This is a genomic window from Kitasatospora sp. NPDC057542, assembly GCF_042801945.1.
Classification (GTDB): domain Bacteria; phylum Actinomycetota; class Actinomycetes; order Streptomycetales; family Streptomycetaceae; genus Kitasatospora.
Map to the genome: position 1 here is coordinate 1 of NZ_JBHVFE010000147.1, position 18777 is coordinate 18777.

An 18777-nucleotide genomic window follows, 5' to 3' on the forward strand; every position below is an offset into this window, starting at 1 on the left:
TCACCGGTGTGGGGAGCCGCCCCGAGCGGCGTTCTCAGCGGGCGCCGCCGGCGGCACCGCGGCGGATGCCCAGGCGGTCGACGAGCGTACGGAAGCGCTCGATGTCCTTCTTGGCCAGGTACTGCAGCAGGCGGCGGCGCTGGCCGACCAGGATCAGCAGGCCACGACGCGAGTGGTGGTCGTGCTTGTGGGTCTTGAGGTGCTCGGTCAGGTCCGAGATGCGACGGGAGAGCATGGCCACCTGGACCTCGGGGGAACCGGTGTCGCCCTCCTTCTGGCCGAACTCGGCGAAGATCTGCTTCTTGACGTCAGAGGCGAGAGCCACTGCAACTCCTTCGGGGTCTACCGAGCGGTCCTGGTCGACAACACAGGACTCATCGAGAACTCGGTGTCGCGAGCGCGGCCGGCGGTCTGCGACCCACGGGGGGGGGCGGACACACGGCTGCGCTCGAAGGCCAAGCGTACCAGTGCCGCCCACCCGGCCGTTCGGCGGGCCCGAGAGGGGTCGCGCGAACGGACGGGCGGGCGGCACTGCGGCGTCCGGCGGTCAGCCGGTGGCGCCGCGGACCAGGCGGTAGATGTCCAGGACGGCGAGTGCCAGCGGGACGAGCGAGATCAGGGTGAGGCTGTCCACCAGGTCCAGGATGCGCCCCCAGAACGGGGAGACCCCGAGCCGCGGCACCACCAGGGCGATCGCGGTGAGCAGCGCGGCGCCGAAGGCGATGGAGGCGGTCAGCCAGATCGTGCGCAGGTCGAGCTCGGTGGTGGAACCGGCCGCCCGCAGGAAGAACTGCGGGGTGTGCAGGGAGAGCCCGACGATCAGCAGGCTCAGGCCGAGCAGGCCGGCCACGGTGAGGCTGAGCACCTGCGCGGTGTAGCGGAACAGCCGGGCGCGCAGCATGGTGGTCAGGCCCAGGGCGAGCGCGAGCAGCTCGGGGAAGGTCTCGTCGGTGAAGCCGAGGACGGCGCAGGCGCCGACCACCACGGCGGCGCAGCCGCCGACCAGGCCGACCAGCACCTCGTGGCCACGACGGGCCTGGTGCGCGATCTTCTCGTACTGCACGGCCTCGGCGCGCTCGGCCTCCTCGTCGTAGTCGCGGCTGCGGGTGCGGGTCTGGCCGGGGGCGCTGAAGCCGACCGGCAGCCGGGCGAAGCGGGCGGAGAGGCTGGGCAGGAAGCCGACCACGGCCACGGCGGCGACGCCGGTGACGGCGGCGATGTGCCCGGCCGGGGTCTCCGGCAGCAGGACGGCCGCGAAGGTGGCGAGCGAGCCGGCGGTGGAGACCAGGGCGGCGGCGACGAACACCGCGTCCCTCTCCGGCAGCAGGCCGGCCAGTAGTACGGAGACCACCAGGACGGCGGCGCAGCCGGCCAGGAACTGGAGCCGGCCGGGGCCGTCCCCCAGATGGGCGACGGCGATGAGGCCGCTGCCGCCGATCATGGCGTGCGGCAGGGCGCCGAGGCCGAGCGCGACGGCCGCGTGGGCGTCCTGGTAGACCCGGGCGCGCACCCCGGCGAGCGCGGTGAGCACGACGGCGGTGACGCCGGCCAGGACACCGGGCAGGCCGTGCATGTCGTGGCGCAGGTCGGAGAACCAGAGCGCGAAGCCGAGCAGGGTGAGCAGCACCCCGGCGCCGATCAGGCCGAAGCCGCGCATCAGCTCGGCGGTCCAGAACCGGCGGTCGGCCTCGACGGCGCTGGCGATCGCGTCGGCGACGTCGTCGTAGACGGCCGGCGGGAGCGACTCGGCGAAGGGGCGCAGCGCCAGCAGGTCGCCGTCGCGGACCTGCTGGGCGGCCAGTGGCAGCCCGCTGTCGAGCACCGTGCCGTCGCGGCGGACCAGGTGGAAGCCGGTGGGGGTGCCGTCGGGCTGGCTCTGGTTGGCCAGGCGCAGCACCTCGGGGTAGACGTCCGCGAGCGGGACGTCCTCGGGCAGGGCGACGTCGATCCGGCGGTCCGGGGCAACGACGGTCACCCGGCAGTAGCCGGTCGCGGCGGCACTCATGCGCCCACCTCGCTGCGCTCGCCCATGAGGGCCCCCACCTCGATCCTTCGACGCACTTGGCGCTCCCCCTTGTTGACGGTGCCGAGGCACGGCGGCGCTCGGTGTTGCTGTGGAACCGGCCCGGCCGGGCCGCGAGTTGGCGCGGCGTTACCCTACCCGTTCGGTTCGTGTCCGGTGCCGGTGCGTACCGGGCCCTGGCGGGCGGTGCGGGGGCGACCGTTAGGATCGGCGCCTGCGCAAAGGTACGGGGGCTGCGCTGGGTGGGGCGTCCTCAGCCACCGGATTCCCGTACGGACCGTACGCAAATCGCATGAGGGCTGATGCCGAAGTGATCGATCGACGCCGCGGGGTGGATGACACATGGGTGTGATCACGGTCAAGCGACCGGCCAGGGCGTATCCGCCCACCGTGCCGGACGAGCCGGTGGAGCTGGTGAGCCCACCCGAACTGCCCCGGCAGGGCGGCGAGGACTGGCTGATGAGCATCCTGCCGATGTTGGGCATGGGTGGCTCGGCGGTGTTCTTCTTCTCGCCGGGGGCTGCGGCCCCGATGAAGATCATGGGCGGTCTGATGATCGCCTCGACGCTCGGCATGGTGCTGGCGCAGATCGTCCGGGCCCGCAAGGGCGGTTCGACCGCGATGGCGGACGAACGGCGCGACTACCTGAAGTACCTCCAGCAGACCCGCCGTCAGGTGCGCCGCACGGCGGAGCGCCAGCGCGGCGCGCTGCTGTTCCTGAACCCGGCGCCGGACCAGCTCTGGTCGATCGTCGAGGACGGCCGGCGGCTGTGGGAACGGCGCACCGGGGACGGCGACTTCGCGCAGATCCGGGTGGGCCTCGGGCCGGTGCAGCTGTCCACGCCGCTGGTGGCGCCGCAGACCGCGCCGATGGACGAGCTGGAGCCGCTGTCGGCGGCCGCGATGCACTCCTTCCTGAAGGCGCACGGCACCCTCCAGGACCTGCCGCTGGCGGTCTCGCTGCGGGCCTTTTACCACATCACGGTGTGCGGGGACCCGGACTCGGTGTACGGGAACGTGCGCGCGATGATCGCCCAGCTGACCACCCTGCACTCGCCGGACGACCTGATGGTGGCGGTCGCGGCCGCGCCCGGTGCGGCCGAGGAGTGGGAGTGGACCAAGTGGCTCCCGCACAACCAGCACCGCAAGGAGGCCGACGGCGCGGGCTCGCGCCGGCTGTTCGCGACCGACCTGGGCGACCTGGAGTACCTGCTCCAGGACGAACTGGCCGGCCGCCAGCGCTTCGTGCGGGAGGTGGCGCCTCCGGCCGACCAGCCGCACCTGGTGGTCGTCATGGACGGCGCGGGGGTGCCGCACGACTCGCTGCTGGCGAGCCCGGAGGGCGTGCAGGGCGTGACGGTCATCGAGGTGGTGCCGGGCGAGGTGGACGAGCCCAGCGGGCACCTGATGGTGACGGTCGGCGCCGAGGAGCTGCTGCTGCGCTCGGCCTCCGGCGCGACGTACACCGGCAAGCCGGACCTGCTCTCGGTGTGGCAGTCCGAGGCGCTGGCACGGCAGTTGGCGCCGTACCGGATCTCGGCCGGCGGGGACGACGAACCGCTGCTGTCCAACCTCGACTTCACCGACATGATGAACTCGGGCGACCCGGGCTCCTTCGACGTGGCCCGCAGCTGGCGCCCGCGCGCCCAGCACGAGCGGATGCGGGTGCCGATCGGCGTCGGCGCCAACGGCGAGCACGTCTACCTGGACATCAAGGAGGCCGCGCTGGAGGGCATGGGCCCGCACGGCCTGTGCGTGGGCGCCACCGGTTCCGGCAAGTCTGAGCTGCTGCGCACGCTGGTGCTGGCGCTGGCGATGACCCACTCCTCGGAGATCCTGAACTTCGTCCTCGCCGACTTCAAGGGTGGTGCGACCTTCTCCGGCATGGCGGACATGCCGCACACCTCCGCGGTGATCACCAACCTGGAGGGCGAGCTCACCCTGGTCGACCGCATGCGCGACGCCATCGAGGGCGAGCTCCACCGCCGCCAGGAGCTGCTGCGCTCGGCGGGCAACTACGCCAACATCCACGAGTACGAGCGGGCCCGGGCGGCCGGCGCGGCACTGGACCCGCTGCCCTCGCTGGTGCTGATCATCGACGAGTTCTCCGAACTCCTCTCCGCCAAGCCCGACTTCATCGAGATGTTCATCCAGATCGGCCGGATCGGCCGGTCGCTGGGCGTGCACCTGCTGCTGGCCTCGCAGCGCCTGGAGGAGGGCAAGCTGCGCGGCCTGGACACCTACCTGTCGTACCGGATCGGTCTGCGCACCTTCTCGGCCGCGGAGTCCCGGGCGGCGATCGGCGTGCCGGACGCCTACCACCTGCCGCCGGTGCCGGGCGTCGGCTACCTCAAGTTCGGCGAGGACGTGATGGACCGGTTCAAGGCCGCCTACGTCTCGGGGCCGTACCGGGCGCCGGGACAGCAGCGGTCGACCGGCGGACGGCGGGTCAACGCGCGCCCGGTGGAGTTCACCGCGGCCTTCGTGGACCTGCCGGACCCGGTGGAGGAGGAGGTCGCACCGCAGGTCCCGGAGCAGGACGACGCGCTGGTGGACACCGTGCTGGACGTGTTCGTCCAGCGGATGACCGGCCAGGGCCCGGCCGCGCACCAGGTGTGGCTGCCGCCGCTGGACGAGGCGCCGAGCATGGACCACCTGCTGCCGCCGCTGCAGGTCGTGCCGGAGCGCGGGCTGGCCGCGCCCGGCTACCCGGCGGGCCGGCTGCGGGTGCCGATCGGCATCGTGGACAAGCCGCGCGAGCAGAAGACGGACATCCTGGAGGTCGACTACGCGGGGGCGGCCGGCCACGGTCTGATCGTGGGCGGCCCGCGCTCCGGCAAGTCGACCGTGGTGCGCACCACGGTGGCCTCGTTCGGCCTCACCCACACCCCGCTGGAGGTGCAGTTCTACCTGCTCGACTTCGGTGCGGGCAGCTTCCAGTCGCTGGCCGGGCTGCCGCACGTCGGCGGGGTGGCCGGGCGCCTGGACGTGGACAAGGTGCGCCGGATGGTCTCCGAGGTGCACGGGGTGCTCAACCGGCGCGAGGAGCTGTTCCGGGTCGCCGGGATCGACACCATCGCCACCTACCGGGCCCGCCGGGCGGCCGGCCAGCTGCCGGACGAGGCCTTCGGCGACGTCTTCCTGGTGATCGACGGCTGGAACACCTTCAAGCAGGAGTTCGAGGGCCTGGAGCCGGTGATCGGCGACATCGCCCAGCGCGGCCTCGGCTACGGCGTGCACCTGGTCATCACGGCGGCCCGGTACGCCGAGGTGCGCCCGGCGCTGAAGGACCTGCTGCAGAACCGGACCGAGCTGAAGCTCGGTGACCCGATGGAGTCCGAGGTCGACCGCCGGGTGGCCCAGAACGTCCCGTCGCTGGCCGGGCGCGGCATCACCCCGGAGCGGCTGCACTTCCTGTCCGGACTGCCGCGCCTGGACGGCTCCTCCTCGGTGGACGACCTCCAGGACGGCGTGGCCGGGCTGGTCGGCGCCGTGGACGGGGCCTGGACCGGCCCGCGCGCCCCGCAGGTGCGAATGCTGCCGGCCGTCCTGGACGGCAACTCGCTGCCGAAGGGCTTCGAGCACCCGGAGCGCGGCGTCGCCTTCGGCGTGGACGAGGCGGAGCTGGCGCCGGTCTTCGTCAACTTCGAGACCGACCCGCTGTTCATCGTCTTCGGCGACACCGAGTCCGGGAAGTCGGCGGTGCTGCGGATGCTGATCAAGCAGATCACCGAGCGCTACACGCCGGACCAGGCGGGCATCGTGGTCGGCGACTACCGGCGCGCGCTGCTCGGCACCGTGCCGCCGGAGTACCTGGTGGAGTACGCGGCCGCGCAGCCGGCCATGGCGGCCATCGTGGACATGCTGCGCGGCGCCTGCTCGCGCCGCCTGCCGGGCCCGGACGTGACCGCCGAGCAGCTGCGCAACCGCAGCTGGTACAGCGGCAAGGACATGTTCGTGATCGTCGACGACTACGAGCTGGTCTCGACGAGCTCGGGCAACCCGCTGGCCCCGCTGGCCGAGTTCCTGCCGTTCGCCCGCGACATCGGCCTGCGGGTGGTCGTGGCCCGCAGCGCGGGCGGCGCCGGCCGCTCGCTGTACGAGCCGGTGCTGCAGCGGATGCGCGAGCTCGGCGGCCAGGGCGTCATCCTCTCCGGGAACCGGGACGAGGGCGCACTGCTGGGGACGGTCAAGCCGCAGGCGCTGCCGCCGGGCCGAGGGGTCTACGTGTCCCGCCGCGTGACCAGCGGGCAGATGGTCCAGACGGGCTGGCTGCCGGTGGCGTAGCCGCGCCGGCCGTCACGGACGGTGATCGAAGGGGTCGGACTCGCGGAGTCCGACCCCTTCGGCGTCCCAGGTTCCGAAACGTTACCTAGCTCTTTCGGAGCGGGGGCTGCGGTTCCCGTACCCGGCCGGGGAGTTGCCGGACGCTTCGGGGGCACCTGGGCGTGTCGCCGTCCACCTGGAGTGCCACCTTTGAATCACGACCCTCCCCCCTTTGTTCACCTTCAATTCAATCGCGATGTGGCTTGGGTAACAAGTCGGACAAAGCCCGCAACGACCGAACGTGATCATGGGATCGCATGTCTATGCCGTTCGCCGCAACGGATTCCGAAGCAGTTCCCACGTTGACTCGATCAATACGCCCAAGGTTCCATTGCGCCCCGGGAGCGACTGGAACCGGACACCGAGCAACCAGCCAGCGGAGGCGATACCGCTCCCACTCCAGCACCGCACAAAGCCGATCGGAAGCCACATGACCGACACGCTTCGCCCGCCACAGACCGTAGCCGCCACGGCGGCCGAGGCGGCCGCGCCCCAGCAGCTCAAGCGCTCGATCGGCGTCGTGGGCGGCACACTGCTCACGCTGTCCTGCGTCACGCCCGCATCGACGCTCTTCGTGATCGTGCCGGAGCTGTTCTCCAGCATCGGCAGCGCCACCGCACTGGCCATCGCGATCGGCACCGTGCTCTGCGTCGCGGTCGCGTTCTGCTACTCCGAGCTCGGCACCCTGATCCCCAGCGCCGGCGGCGAGTACGCGATGGTCGGCACCCTCGCCGGACGGCTGATGGGCTGGCTGGTCTTCGTGCTCTCGCTGATCGTGGTGATGATCGTCCCCTCGGTCATCGCCCTCGGCACCGCCGACTACCTCGCCCCCGTCCTGCACCTGGACAAGGCCATGACCGGCGCCGCCGTGATGCTGGCCGCCACCCTGGCCGGCCTGCTCGACCTGCGTGCCAACGCCTGGATCACCGGCATCTTCCTGGTGCTGGAGGTCATCGCGGCCGGCGTGGTCTCGGTGCTCGGCTTCGCCCACACCAACAGCGACGCCCCCAGCCTGCTGCACGGCGTGGTCACCGGGGACGGCGGCGCCACCACCACGGTGAGCGTGGGCGCCATCGTCGGCGCGCTCGGCATCGCCCTGTTCATCACCCAGGGCTTCTCCACCGCGGTCTACCTGTCCGAGGAGCTGGAGAACCCCCGCCGCAACGTCTCGCGCACCGTGCTGTGGACGCTCGGCATCTCCTCGGCCATCATCCTGGTCCCGGTCGTCGCCATCACCATGGGCGCCCCCGACCTCCAGACCCTGTCCTCCGGCGACATCTCCGGCATGGTCACCGCCTGGAGCAACTCCGCGGTCGGCACCTTCATCAGCCTCTGCGTCGCGCTGGCCATCATCAACGCCGGCATCGTCATGGTCATCCAGAACTCCCGGGTGCTGTTCGCCTCCGCCCGCGACAAGGCCTGGCCGGAGCCGGTCAACAAGGCCTTCGGCACCCTCGGCCGGTTCGGCTCGCCGTGGATCGCCACCCTGGCGGTCGGCCTGCCCGGCGCCGCGCTCTGCTTCGTCAAGGGCGAGCTGCTGAGCAACATCACCGGCGTCGCCGTCACCGGGATGTACCTGCTGGTCGCGATCGCCGCGCTGCTCTCCCGCCGCGCCCACCACAAGCACGCCGCCGCCTGGCGGATGCCGCTGTGGCCGGTCGTCCCGGGCGTCCTGATCGCCGTCCTGGTCTTCGTGATGACCAAGCTGGACGCCGAGCCCCTGCTGTGGACCGGCGGCATCACCGCCGCCGCCACCCTCTACTGGCTGTTCTACCTGCGCCCCCGGCAGGACACCCGCTGGGTGATCAGCCTCCCCGAGGACCAGCAGGACTGACCCCCACCCCTCCCCCACATGGCGGTGCCCCGGGCCTCCCCCAGCCCGGGGCACCGCCATGTGCGCGTCCTACTTGTACACCTTCCAGGCCGGGCTGGTGGCGATCGCCTTCACCTGGTCCGCGGTGAGCAGCGGCTTGCCGGTCGGCATCTGGTAGACCAGCACCTCCATGCCGTCCGGACGCAGGACGTTCACCGTCAGCGGCTTCTCCTTGCCGTCCGGGTCCCCGTTGACGAGGATCCTGCTCCCGTCGGGGAGGGTGTTCGCGTCCTTGAAGGCGCGCTCACCCTGGACGCTCCCGCTGTGCGCCCAGTTCTCCACCCGCAGCATCAGCGAGCCGGCGGCCTGGCCCTGGGCCAGCTGGAAGGTGGCCGCGAGCGCGGTGCCGGAGCGGCCGGTCACGGTCACCCCCGGGGGCAGCAGGCCGGCCAGCACGGCCTCCCGGTCGGGCAGCGACAGGCCGGGGTCGACCGCCTCCTCGTCGATGCCGTCGTACCGGACCGCCGCGACGACCCGGTCCCAGGACCTGTCGGTGACGATCGCCTTCAGCTGGTCCAGGGTGAGCGGCGGGTTGGGGCGGCTGTCCGGCGCGCCCTTCTCCTTGGGCGCGTTCCACTCGCTCAGGGAGATGCTCCGGCCGTCCGGGCCGGTCAGGGTGGCGTGCCACTCCTTGGTGTCGGCCCGGCCGTCCGAGTACTCGTACCCCTGCTCCAGCAGGAGCTTGGAGCCGTCCGGCAGGGTGGTGGCGGAGCAGGAGTCGACCCGGGCGAGCTTGAAGTCGGACGGGCAGGTGGGGACCTGTGCCTGCTTGGGGTGGTGCTTCTGGATGCCGATCTGGACCAGCGACTTGCCCTGGCCGTCGTCGAAGACCACGCTCGCCGAGGCGAAGGTGCCGTCCAGCCACTCGTCGTCGGTCCCGCGGCCGTTGGCCTCGCTGGTCTCCCCCTTGGGCAGGAGCGCCTGGAAGGTGGCCAGCACCTCGTCGCCGGAGACCACCGCCGGGGCGGTGGACTTCGCCGTGGTCGGGGTGGCCGCGGCGGTGGCGCTGCCGGCGGTGGCGGCCGGGGCGGAGGCCGCGCTCACCGTGCCCGTCTCCTTGCCGCCCAGGGAGCCCAGGTACACCGCGCCGGTGCCCACGAGGGCCAGCGCGGCCGCGCCGCCCACCACGGCGGCGGTCGAGCGGCGGCGCCAGCGGCTGCGGCCTCGGCGGTAGCCACCCGCGACCAGGTCGGCCTGCTCGGTGCGGAAGCCTTCGCCCGTACGGGTGAGGGCATAGAGAAGATCGTCCTCGAACTTGTCCGGTTCGGACATGGGTGTTCACCGTCTCCTTGCGTCGCGGTTTGCGAGAAGTGCCGTACGGGCGGGCGGGCGCCGCCCTCAGCGGCCGGCGAGCTCGGTCAGCGAGTCGCCGAGCAGGGTGCGCAGCCGGGCCAGGGCCCGGGTGGTGCGGGTGCGGACGGCCCCGGAGGAGACCCGCATGGCCTCGGCGGTCTCCTCGACGCTGCGGTCCTCCCAGTAGCGCAGCACCAGGACCGCGCGGTCCTTGGGCGGCATCCGGCCGAGCGCGTCGAGGAGGGTCAGCCGCAGGGTGCTGTCGGCGTCCTGCCCCTCCGGCTCCGGCAGGGTGTCGCTGGGGCGCTCGCCGCTGGAGCGGCGACGCTGCTGGGCGAGGAAGGTGCGCACCATCACGGTGTGGGTGTAGGCCGCCGGGTTGTCGATCCGACCGCGGCCGGTGAAGGCACTGCGCCGCCACAGCACGTACATCCGGCTGAGGGCCTCCTGGACGAGGTCCTCGGCGTAGTGGGTGTCGCCGCTGGTGAGCAGGCAGGCCGAGCGGTACAGGTGGCCGGTCCGGCCGGAGACGAGTTCCAGGAACTCCGCGTCCTTGGCCTCCCGGCCCGCCCCGATCCACCTCATGCGCCCTGCCCCCTGCGGTCCGCCCTCCCTGACACTTCATCGATGCGGTGGGCGGGCGGCGGTGTTACAGGAGTCGGGGTCGGAATCTCGGCGAGCCGGCTCCCGCCGGACGTCAGTCGGCGGACCTGCGCCGGTGGTCGCGCAGCACCACGCCGCCGCCGATCAGCAGGGCGACCAGCAGCGCGCCGATGCCGAGGACGTACGTCGCGGTGCGGCCGTCGCGGTCGGCCTGGGTCTCGCCGAGGCCCACCGGGCGTGGCACGATCGGCGCGGCGGCGAGCTGCACCGGGGCGTCCGGGACGGGTGCCCAGGGCGCTTCGGCGGGGGCCTTGGTGACGGCCTTGACCGGGTCCACCACGCCCCAGCCGACGAACTTGTCCGGGTCTCGCTGGGTGCGCTGCGCGCTCTGCTCGATCCAGGCCCGCACCTGGGCCGCCTTCCAGTTCGGGTGGGCGCCCCTCAGCAGCGCGGCGAGCCCGGAGACGTACGGGGCGGCGAAGCTGGTGCCGTTGTCCACGCACTGGCCGCCCCCGGGCACGGTGGACAGCATGTCGACACCGGGCGCGGCGACCTTCACGAAGCTGCCGTACTGGGAGAACGGCGCACGCTCGTTGTTGCGGTCGGAGGCACCGACGGCCAGCACGGTCGGGAAGGCGCCGGGGTAGGTGTCGCCCTCCTTGCCGTCGTTCCCGGTCGAGGCGACCACCACGACGTCGCGTGCCTCGGCGTACTCGATGACGGCCTTCAGATCCTGGTAGCCGCCGAAGCGCGCGTCGCCCGCGCCGCGCACGTCCTGGGAGATGTTGACGACCCTGGCGCCCTTGTCGACCGCTTCCCTGATCGCCTTGACCAGGGTGGAGACGTCACCGTTGCCGTCGCTGTCGTTCTGCCGGATCGACAGGATCCTGGCGTCGGGGGCCAGTCCGACGAAGCCGGTGGTCGGCCTGGGGCGGGCGGCGATGATGCCGGCCACCTTGGTGCCGTGACCGACCGGGTCCTCGATGGACTTTCCCTGGATCGGCTCCTTGGTCTCCCGGTTGACCAGCAGGTTGGGGCCCTCGTCGACCTTGCCGCTCAGTTGCGGGTTGTTCTGGTCCACCCCGGTGTCGATGACCGCGACCGTCACGCCCGCCCCGGTGGTCTTCCCGTCCTGCCACAGCTCGTTCAGCAGCAGGCGCTGCAGCGACCACGGCACGGTCTGCACGTCGGGCGCGTTCTTGGGGCAGTCGCCGGCCGCGGCCAGCCCCGGCCCGCTCTCGGCGTACGCGGGGGCGGCGAGCGGGCCGCCCAGCACCGCGAGCACGGCGAGCGCCGCGGCCGCCTTCCGGTACCCGTGTCGGGACACCCTGCCACCCCTCATGTCGTCCACCCATGTCGCGCGTCGGGGGCGGGTGCCCGGAATCCGGGTACCCGCCCCCTGCCGTTCCCTACGGAACCCGAACGTCAGCCCCAGAGCTTGGCGTTGGCGTCCTCGGTCGTCTTGTAGCTCTGCGCGGCCTTCTCCAGCGAACCCGCGATCTGCGCGCAGGTCTGCTGGAGGTCGGCGGCCTTGGCGTCCCACTGGGCCTGGTGGGCCTGGTAGCCCTGCTGGGCGGCGCCCTGCCAGCTGGAGGCGATGCGGGTGACGTTGCCCTTGAGGTCGTTCAGCAGGTGGTCGATGCGACTCGCCGAGGCCTTGACCTCCTCGGCCGCCTGGTGAACGGTCTGGAAGTTGACGAGAATGTGGTCGGACACGTTGTCTCCCTTGACGAGGGTGCGGAGCGCCACGCGGTCAGTGGCGGGCGCCCCGCAGAGCGGTGGATCGGGGCAGAACGGCGGTCGGCGCAGGTGCGGTGATCAGCGCGAGTGCGGTGATCAGCCCTGGACCGAGGAGAACATCGCCTTCTGCTCCTCTTCGGTGCTCGCGTAGTGCTTGGTCGTCAGCTCGATCGCGTGCTTGATCGCGTTCAGCGACTCCTTGAGCTTCGCGATGTCGCCGTTGACCCGCTCCTGCAGGCTCGCGTAGGCCGTCGCGGCCTGGCCCTGCCAACCGCTGGTGATGCCGGAGACCGTGCTGATGAGCTTGGTCTTCTCAGCCTCGATCTTGCCGATGGCCTCTTCGATCTGCTTGGCGAAAGCCAGCATCTCCTGTGCAGTCATCGTGAACTGACCCTGAGCCATGCTCCACCGTCCCCCATGAGACAACATTTGCGTGTACGGAGGGCCCGTGAGAGCCGACCGTTGCATCACCGGCGTGATGTCCAACAGCACTGTAGTCGGCACACGCAGCTCACCCAACACCGAGCACTGAGTAGTTACCAGACCATGACACTGGGGCCAATTCGGTTACCGCACTTGGCCGGTCAGGCATTCTGCGGCTGGGCGGCGCTCTTCGCGGTGAGCGGCGGGCCGGCCGGAACCAGGTTCGACCACTCCTTCGGCACCGGCAGCGGCTTGACGCCCTGGTAGCCCAACCGGGCCTGGTTGCCGCCGGGTTCCTCCTGTTGCTGACCGGGCTCCTGGGACGGCGCCCCGGGGGTCGGCGTGGCACTGGGCTGCGGCGTCGGCTGCTTCGGGGGGCCGCTCTGGCCGGGCTGAGGCGAGGCGGCGGGACGCTGGCTGCCGTCGCCGTTGGACGGGACGGAGTAGCGCAACCCGGTCTCGGTGATCAGGAAGTCGGATCCGGAGCCGGCGGCCGAGTTGTCCAGCGAACGGTAGAACAGCCCGTGACCGGGCGTCACGTACGCGGCCCCGGCGCCGTTGTTGTACGGGGCAGGGTACGAAGTCCCGGCCCAGACACTGCGCTTGGCCGTACTGCCGTCCTCGGCGCCGCCGTCGTAGGTGCTGCACACGACCATCCGAGGGTCCTGGCGGTCCTGCCAGTTGTTCACCGGCGCACCGGCCTTCAGCGGCCAGTCCGGCGCGGTGTCCTTCAGCCGGGCGTCGTTGCCCCACTGGGAGTTGTCGGCCGGGTTCATCTCGTCGCTGCGCGGATTCTTGTCCTGGTCGTACTTGTAGAGCATCTGGTAGGCCGGGTTCTGCCGGATCAGCTCCGCCTGGAACGCGGTGACCAGGTAGAGCTGCTCCTTGCCGACCACGTAGTGGCGGTCCTGGTAGTGCACCAGCCGGCCGACCCGCCGGTCGGCCTGGTTGGTCAGCACCACCTTGGAGTTGGCGCCCTGGCTGTCGGCGACCCCCTCGACCTGCGGGAAGGTGATCGGAGTGGCGTTCACCAGGGTGTCCAGCCAGTCCCGCTTGACCCGCTGCGGCACCGCGTTGGGCCCGAACACCGCGGTGATCAGCGCCTTGCGCTCCTTGTCGTCCGACTGCGGGGAGCCGATCAGGTGCTTGCGGCCCTGCGCGTCGACCAGGTACACCGCCGCACCCGCGGCGGCCGGCTGGCCCGGCGCCGGCGCGGCCGACACCTGCTGCTCGTCGGCCTGCTGCACCAGCATCAGCTGGTCCGGTCCGAGCATCCGGTCCTTGGCCGCCAGCGCCGCCGCGTCCGCGCCGGCCGCCACGAACACGGCCTGGTTGACGGTCTCCTGCTTGTCGTCCGAGCCCGGGCGGTCGCACACCGCCCACTTCATCGCCTTGCTCGCGTTGTCCGTGCTCGGCAACTTGTCCGGCGCGTACGGGATGCCGATCGTCGGCCCGTGGTTGGGGTACCGGTCGAGCACCCCGTCGTCCACCACCACGACCTTGGCGCCCGCGGGCAGCACCAGCCGCGCCGAGGACATGTTGAGTACCTGGTGCAGCCGCTTGGTCTTGTTGTCCGGGTCGGTGAGCACCACGTACCGGGTCGTCGACTGCTTGCCCTGGATGATGTTCTTGCCGTCGTCCCACTTCACCGGCGCGCTCGGCTTGAAGACCCCCCAGAGCCCGAACCCGGCCACGACCACCGCCCCGGCCAGCACACTCGGCAGCACCGCCTTCACCGGACGCGGCGCGTCCTCGTCGCTGCCGCCACCGGCGGGCAGCAGGAAGGCGCCCACCGTGCGCTTGCGGGCGAAGGTGTACGCGTTCAGCTCGTCCCGGCGCGATGCCATACCTCGTCGTCCCCCTAGTCAGACGTCGTCGGGCGTTGTCAGACCGACCTGCCCCGTGGTCACCCGCCGGGCACGAACCGGCGCGAACCCTCTACGATGCGGCAGCAGACGGTGAGTACGGTACGGGTACGGTCCGCGACACAGCCAGCCGGGCCGCGACAACCGATCAGAGAGGGCCACCGGGGGATGCCAAGCCAGACCGCTCCAGGACGCCGCCGCAGCGCGGGCGGTGGGAGGTCGCGCCGGGCCGGCCGGGCGCAGCACAGCGCACCGACGACCGAGACCGGGGCCGGAACCGGGGCCGCCCGGCCGCAACCGGACGGCACCGGGGGCGGCGGCGCCGTCCAGGTCCGGGTCAACCCCCGACCGGGCCTGCTCGGCGGGCGGTTGAAGCTCCAACAGCTCGTCCTGGTCGAGGTGGCGGCGGCCCTGGTCGCGGTCGGCTGGACGATCAGCCGCACGGTCGCGGCCGGCTTCGGCGCGGTCGCACTGGTACTGCTCGTGCTCGCGCTCGTCCCGGTGCGCGGCCGCACCGTCCCGGAGCTGCTGCTGGTCCGTGCCGCCCTCAAGTCCCGCCGCAAGCAGGCCAGGACGCTGCTGCCGCCGGCCGGCACCGACCCGGCGCTGGCGCCGGCGCTGGAGCTCGAACCGGGGCTGCGCACCTGCACCCACGCCACCGAGGCCGAGTTCGGCGGCCGCCCGGTCCGCCGGGAGACCGGCATGGTCGGCGACGGGACCTTCCTCAGTTCGGTGCTGCTCGTCCAGGCCAAGGACCAGCCGCTGCGCCCGGTGCGCACCGCGCTGCCGCTGCCGCTGGACGTGATCTGCTCGGCGCTCACGGTGGACGACATCACCCTGGAGTCGGTGCAGCTGGTCCAGCACACCCAGCCCGCCCCGGCCCCGCACCTGCCCGAGCAGTCGCTGGCCGCCCGCGCCTACCGCGAACTGCCGGACGGCACCTCCACCCCCGGGCTGCGGCTGACCTGGATCGCGCTCAAGCTCGACCCGGAACGCGCGGCGACCGCCGTCCGGGCCCGTGGCGGCGGCGAGGAGGGCGCCCGCAAGGCGCTGCAGCGGGTCACCGACCAGCTGGCCGGCCGACTCAACAGCGCCGGCTTCAACGCGACCGTGCTGGACGAGCGCGAGCTGATCGCCGCGCTGGCCATCTCCACCTGCGCCAACCCGATCGCGGTGGCCGGCCGGCAGGGCACCGGCAGCGGCGGCGGCACCACCCGCCGCACCCAGGAGGGCAACCGGTTCTGGCGGATCGACGACCGCTGGCACACCACGTACTGGATCTCCCGCTGGCCGCAGCTGAGCCGCCCCGACGGCGCCCCCGGCCGGATCGCCGCGCCGGACCTGGTCAACCTGATCACCGGCTCCCCGGCCCTCGCCAGCACCTTCAGCCTGACCGCCGGGCACGGCACCGGCGGCTCGGTGACGGTCAGCGGGCACCTGCGGGTGACCGGCCGCAACGAGAGCGAGGTCGGCCAGATCGGCCGCCAGGTGGAGACCCGGGCCCAGAGCACCGGGCTCGGCCTCGTCCGGCTCGACCTGGAGCAGGCCCCCGGCATGCTCGCCACCCTGCCGCTCGGAGGGGCTTCCTGATGGCGTACCAGACCTATCCCACCGCCGGCCCGCAGCCCGGCGCCGAGCAACGCCGGGCCCGGCCGCGGATCCTGCCCGGCTTCGGACTGCGCGGCCCGCGCCGGGAGAAGCACGTGCTGGAGCCGGCCGACCTCGCGGCGCTGGCCTTCCCGGTCGGCGACGACGGCGTGGTGATCGGCGTCGACCCGCAGGGACTGCCCGCAGTGCTCGGCCTGTTCCGCCCGACCTCGTACGACTTGGTGCTCGTCGGCGGCATGTGGACGGCGCAGGTCATCGCGCTGCGGGCGGCCGCGATCGGCGCCCGGGTCGCGGTGGAGACCGCCCGCGGACAGCTGTGGGGCCCGATGGCCCAGGCGGCCGGCGGCGGCCAGCCGTGCGTGACGATCCACCAGGTCGGCCGGCTCGGCCCGCAGGGCGCCTCGGTGGCCTCGCCGGTGCTGGTGGTGCGCGACCTCGGTGCCCGCCCGCCGCGCAGCCGACTCTCCGCCGCGCCCTGGCAGACCACCCTGACCCTGCTGCCCTACCTGGGCCCGAACGCCTCCCGGGTGCTGAACGCGGCCGACCTGGTCGGCGTGCAGCGGATCTCGCCGCAGGAGGCGGAGTTGACCGGCCGGGTGCTGTCGCTGCCGCCGGAGGACGTGGCCGCGCTGCCCACCCTCGGCGACGACCTGACCCTGTGGGCGACCCGGATGCGGCGCCAGTACGTACGGGCCGTGGCCGGGCAGGCCGAACAGCAGGTGCTCGGCGCGCCGCGCCGGATGGACTGAGCAGCCGCTCGCCGTGCCGGGCGGGCCGGCGGGGAACCGAAGCCGCCTTCAACGGGGGTTGCCGCACGGCCTAGTCTTTGATGCGGCAACGGCACCGCTGAACAAGCGGCGGCGAACACGAGGGAGCCAGAGTGAGCAGCGATCGGGACGGCGTCTACGTCGGCGACAACGCGGCGGAGGACGACGACGACTGGTCGGACGCACCTGACTACACTCCCCCGTCCTGGTACGTGCAGACCGAGCCCGCGGCGGCGCCGGCTGCTTCGGCTCCGGCAGCTCCGGCGCCGGTCACTCCGGCTGCGGCGCCCGGCGCGCCGACGCCCGCGGCGGCCGCGGCCGACGCCCCTGGGCCCGCCGCCGCTCCGGCGCAGCAGCAGGCCCAGGCTCCCGCACCCGGCCAGGCCGCGGCCCCGGCGGCCGGCCAGGGGGCCGCGCCCGCCGCGCCGGGCCCGCCGGTGCAAGCCGAGGCGCAGCACGTCCCGTTCCCGGCAGCCGCCCCGGTGGCTCCGGTGGTCGCCGAGCAGCCGCAGGCCGTCGCCCCGGCCTGGCCGACGCCGGAGGCCGCGGCGCAGCAGCCCGCACCGCAGCAGCCCGCACCTCAGCCGTACCCTGTGCCGGCGCCGGCGCCCGCCGCGACCGGGCAGCCGGGACAGCCCGTCCAGCCGCAGAACTTCGCGCAGCCGCCGGTCCAGCAGACCCCGCCACAGCACCCCCAGGACGCGCAGGGCCCGCAGGCGGCCTGGGACCCGCAGGCCGCGTGGGCGGCCCAGCAGGCCCAGCAGGCTGCCGCCCCGCAGCAGACCGGCCCGGCGCCCCAGCCCGGCCCGGTGGACCCGCGCCAGGGCGGCTGGCCGCAGCCCGCCGCGTACCAGCAGCCGGCCCAGCCGCAGCCCGGCCCGCAGGCCCAGCCCGGCCAGCCGCACGCCGGACAGCCCCACCCCGGACAGCCCCACCCCGGACAGCCGCAGCCGGGCCAGCCCGGACCGCCGTGGCAGCAGCAGCCGCAGGCCCCGCAGCCCAGCGCGTTCCAGCAGGCCGCCGCCCCGCAGCAGACCGCGCACGGCGCGCCGCTCGGCTACACCGCCGCCGTCGAGCTGTCCTCGGACCGGCTGCTGCGCAGCCAGCCCAAGCAGCAGCGCCAGCAGCCGCGGTTCCAGTTCGGCGGCAAGGCCGCGGCGGCCGAGAAGGCCCGCAAGCTGGAGATCATCCGCACCCCGGTGCTGAGCTGCTACCGGATCGCCGTGATCAGCCTCAAGGGCGGCGTCGGCAAGACCACGACCACCACCGCGCTCGGCGCGACCCTGGCCAGCGAGCGCCAGGACAAGGTGATCGCGATCGACGCCAACCCGGACGCCGGCACCCTGGGCCGCCGCGTCAAGCGCCAGACCGGCGCGACCATCCGCGACCTGGTGACGGCCATCCCGCACCTGCGCAGCTACATGGACATCCGGCAGTTCACCTCGCAGGACCTGAACTCGGGCCTGGAGATCCTGGCGAACGACGTCGACCCGGCGGTCTCGACCACCTTCAACGACTCGGACTACCGCCAGGTGATCGACGTGCTGGGCCGCCAGTACCCGATCATCCTGACCGACTCCGGCACCGGCCTGCTGTACAGCGCGATGCGCGGGGTGCTGGACCTGGCCGACCAGCTGATCATCGTCTCCACCCCCAGCGTGGACGGCGCCTCCAGTGCCTCGACCACCCTGGACTGGCTCTCCGCGCACGGCTACGCGGACCTGGTGCAGCGCAGCATCACGGTGGTCTCCGGGGTGCGCGAGACCAGCAAGATGATCAAGGTCGAGGACATCGTCGCGCACTTCCAGACCCGCTGCCGCGGCGTGATCGTGGTGCCGTTCGACGAGAGCCTGGCGGCCGGCGCCGAGGTCAACCTCGACATGATGCGGCCCAAGGTCCGGGAGGCCTACTTCGAGCTGGCCACCCTGGTCGGCGAGGACATCATCCGGGCCCAGCAGGCCGCCCAGCAGGCCGGCTGGCAGCAGCAGGCGCACGCCGGCTACCCGCAGCCCGGCGGCCAGCCGTACGCCGACCCACAGCAGCAGCCCTACCCGCAGCAGGCCGGCCAGCCTGCCCCCGGGGCGCCGTGGGCCCCGCAGCCCGGCCAGGCCCCGCCGCCCCCGCCCGGTTACGGCTATCCGCAGCAGCCCGCGCCAGGGGCGCCCTGGCCGCAGCAGCCGGGGCCCGGCTACGGCTACCCGCCGCAGGCGCCCCAGCAGTGAGACGGCGGAAGGGCCCACCGACCTGTGTCGGTGC

The 18777-nt window shown here is 72.9% G+C and carries 13 protein-coding genes; 5 read left to right on the plus strand and 8 right to left on the minus strand.

All coding sequences use genetic code 11. The features are described 5' to 3' along the window. Nucleotides 1–34: 34 nt before the first annotated feature. The gene (gene rpsO, locus ACFU7Y_RS19895) at nucleotides 35–325 is read right to left on the minus strand and encodes a 30S ribosomal protein S15 (protein WP_031072625.1); all 291 of its coding nucleotides are present in this window, start codon (nucleotides 323–325) and stop codon (nucleotides 35–37) included. Between the two features lie 222 nt (nucleotides 326–547). Further along, nucleotides 548–2005, minus strand: a complete 1458-nt coding sequence (gene eccD / locus ACFU7Y_RS19900) for a type VII secretion integral membrane protein EccD (RefSeq protein ID WP_224277446.1) — start codon at nucleotides 2003–2005, stop codon at nucleotides 548–550. A gap of 360 nt (nucleotides 2006–2365) precedes the next feature. On the opposite strand from eccD, the gene eccCa reads away from it, so the two are divergent. Next, entirely contained in the window at nucleotides 2366–6310 is a 3945-nt protein-coding gene (gene eccCa / locus ACFU7Y_RS19905; protein ID WP_224277447.1) for a type VII secretion protein EccCa, read from the plus strand. A gap of 469 nt (nucleotides 6311–6779) precedes the next feature. Beyond that, nucleotides 6780–8183 carry an APC family permease gene (locus ACFU7Y_RS19910; protein WP_224277449.1) on the plus strand — a complete coding sequence of 468 codons (1404 nt, stop codon included), beginning with the start codon at nucleotides 6780–6782 and terminating at the stop codon, nucleotides 8181–8183. Between the two features lie 69 nt (nucleotides 8184–8252). Here the strand turns inward: ACFU7Y_RS19910 and ACFU7Y_RS19915 are convergent, their stop codons facing one another. The 6 genes from ACFU7Y_RS19915 to ACFU7Y_RS19940 all read right to left on the minus strand — a co-directional run bounded on the left by ACFU7Y_RS19915 (nucleotide 8253) and on the right by ACFU7Y_RS19940 (nucleotide 14128). Beyond that, nucleotides 8253–9494: a hypothetical protein gene (locus tag ACFU7Y_RS19915; protein ID WP_380769056.1), complete on the minus strand. Its 1242-nt coding sequence runs from the start codon at nucleotides 9492–9494 to the stop codon at nucleotides 8253–8255. Between the two features lie 66 nt (nucleotides 9495–9560). Beyond that, nucleotides 9561–10100 (minus strand): SigE family RNA polymerase sigma factor, encoded by a 540-nt coding sequence (locus tag ACFU7Y_RS19920; protein WP_224277453.1) that lies wholly within the window; start codon nucleotides 10098–10100, stop codon nucleotides 9561–9563. Between the two features lie 112 nt (nucleotides 10101–10212). Then, the gene (gene mycP / locus ACFU7Y_RS19925) at nucleotides 10213–11445 is read right to left on the minus strand and encodes a type VII secretion-associated serine protease mycosin (RefSeq protein WP_380769058.1); all 1233 of its coding nucleotides are present in this window, start codon (nucleotides 11443–11445) and stop codon (nucleotides 10213–10215) included. A 98-nt stretch (nucleotides 11446–11543) separates the two neighbouring features. After that, complete coding sequence (locus ACFU7Y_RS19930) at nucleotides 11544–11834, minus strand: WXG100 family type VII secretion target (protein ID WP_224277457.1); 291 nt, start codon at nucleotides 11832–11834, stop codon at nucleotides 11544–11546. Between the two features lie 120 nt (nucleotides 11835–11954). Then, complete coding sequence (locus ACFU7Y_RS19935) at nucleotides 11955–12239, minus strand: WXG100 family type VII secretion target (protein WP_380769060.1); 285 nt, start codon at nucleotides 12237–12239, stop codon at nucleotides 11955–11957. Between the two features lie 203 nt (nucleotides 12240–12442). Further along, nucleotides 12443–14128, minus strand: coding sequence for a type VII secretion protein EccB (locus ACFU7Y_RS19940; RefSeq protein ID WP_224277461.1), 1686 nt, complete (start codon nucleotides 14126–14128; stop codon nucleotides 12443–12445). A 186-nt stretch (nucleotides 14129–14314) separates the two neighbouring features. On the opposite strand from ACFU7Y_RS19940, the gene eccE reads away from it, so the two are divergent. The 3 genes from eccE (at nucleotide 14315) to ACFU7Y_RS19955 (ending at nucleotide 18743) form a co-directional block, all read left to right on the plus strand. Next, nucleotides 14315–15736, plus strand: a complete 1422-nt coding sequence (eccE, locus tag ACFU7Y_RS19945) for a type VII secretion protein EccE (protein ID WP_224277462.1) — start codon at nucleotides 14315–14317, stop codon at nucleotides 15734–15736. Next, the gene (locus ACFU7Y_RS19950; RefSeq protein WP_224277464.1) at nucleotides 15736–16503 is read left to right on the plus strand and encodes a hypothetical protein; all 768 of its coding nucleotides are present in this window, start codon (nucleotides 15736–15738) and stop codon (nucleotides 16501–16503) included. The genes eccE and ACFU7Y_RS19950 overlap by 1 nt, the downstream gene beginning before the upstream one ends. 131 nt (nucleotides 16504–16634) lie before the next feature. Then, a complete protein-coding gene (locus ACFU7Y_RS19955) occupies nucleotides 16635–18743 on the plus strand; it encodes a MinD/ParA family protein (RefSeq protein ID WP_380769063.1) in 2109 nt (702 codons plus the stop codon). Nucleotides 18744–18777 lie beyond the last annotated feature (34 nt).

What these genes read in the sequence shown, in the direction of transcription:
- eccCa (WP_224277447.1), top strand. Translation starts at nt 2,366, where the DNA reads ATGGGTGTGATCACGGTCAAGCGACCGGCCAGGGCGTATCCGCCCACC.
- ACFU7Y_RS19915 (WP_380769056.1), bottom strand. Translation starts at nt 9,494, where the DNA reads ATGTCCGAACCGGACAAGTTCGAGGACGATCTTCTCTATGCCCTCACC.
- ACFU7Y_RS19920 (WP_224277453.1), bottom strand. Translation starts at nt 10,100, where the DNA reads ATGAGGTGGATCGGGGCGGGCCGGGAGGCCAAGGACGCGGAGTTCCTG.
- ACFU7Y_RS19940 (WP_224277461.1), bottom strand. Translation starts at nt 14,128, where the DNA reads ATGGCATCGCGCCGGGACGAGCTGAACGCGTACACCTTCGCCCGCAAG.
- ACFU7Y_RS19950 (WP_224277464.1), top strand. Translation starts at nt 15,736, where the DNA reads ATGGCGTACCAGACCTATCCCACCGCCGGCCCGCAGCCCGGCGCCGAG.
- ACFU7Y_RS19910 (WP_224277449.1), top strand. Translation starts at nt 6,780, where the DNA reads ATGACCGACACGCTTCGCCCGCCACAGACCGTAGCCGCCACGGCGGCC.
- ACFU7Y_RS19935 (WP_380769060.1), bottom strand. Translation starts at nt 12,239, where the DNA reads ATGACTGCACAGGAGATGCTGGCTTTCGCCAAGCAGATCGAAGAGGCC.
- eccE (WP_224277462.1), top strand. Translation starts at nt 14,315, where the DNA reads ATGCCAAGCCAGACCGCTCCAGGACGCCGCCGCAGCGCGGGCGGTGGG.
- eccD (WP_224277446.1), bottom strand. Translation starts at nt 2,005, where the DNA reads ATGAGTGCCGCCGCGACCGGCTACTGCCGGGTGACCGTCGTTGCCCCG.